The organism is Candidatus Symbiothrix dinenymphae, from assembly GCF_001431085.1.
Genome location: NZ_BBRU01000127.1, coordinates 1 through 831, shown reverse-complemented (window position 1 = coordinate 831; position 831 = coordinate 1). Strand labels below are relative to the sequence as shown.

Annotated in this window: 1 protein-coding gene; it reads left to right on the top strand. The window is 43.0% G+C overall.

Translation table 11 applies throughout. The features are described from left to right. The coding region (locus ASC50_RS06655) for an AAA family ATPase (protein WP_158648285.1) at positions 1-831 on the top strand (831 nt) is incomplete at both ends.

Here is an 831-nt window from a genome sequence, read left to right as displayed (position 1 = left end):
TTTCTGAACCGACAGGCTAAATTAGAGAAAATAAAACTTGTTTCAGAATACGCCTCCGATTGTTTTGTCGAATTGATAGAATCACTGCACCGTAAAGAAGGCAATAAAGTGGTTGTGCTTATTGACGAGTACGACAAACCCATACTGGATGCGATAGGCAAGCCGGAAGCAGCAGATATTCGTGCGTTTCTTCAGGAATTTTATGTGGTATTGAAAAGTGCCGACGACCACCTGAAATTTGTCTTTATGACAGGCGTAACGAAAGTGGCCAAAGTATCAATATTTTCAGCGTTGAACAACCTCGAAGACATTACGTTAGACGACGAATATGCCTCTATTTGCGGTTATACACAAGAAGAATTGGAACGTGATTTTTCGGAATATATCGACGAAACGGCATCTCTTTTGGCAATGACAAGGGAGGATTTGCTGGCAAAAATCCGTAAATGGTACGATGGTTACTCGTGGGATGGCAAAACATCGGTTTACAATCCGTTTTCTACCCTGCCGTTTTTCAAAAAGAAAACGTTTTCCAATTACTGGTTTGTAACGGGTACGCCTACTTTTGTGATTAATCGTCTCAAAAAACACGGTCTTGCCAAAGCGGAAGCGAAAAATTTAGCAAATGAAGCCTTTTATCACATCATTTTTCAACTGTGGATGACCATGCTGGGTTTCAATATTCAAAGCGAAAGGATGACCAACCGGGGACGTATAGACGCTGTGCTGCAGCAAGACGGAGTGGCGATAGTGACAGAGTTGAAATACCATGCCACCACGGAAACCGATACCTTGCTCAACCAAGCCATCGCGCAAATCCGCGAGAAACGG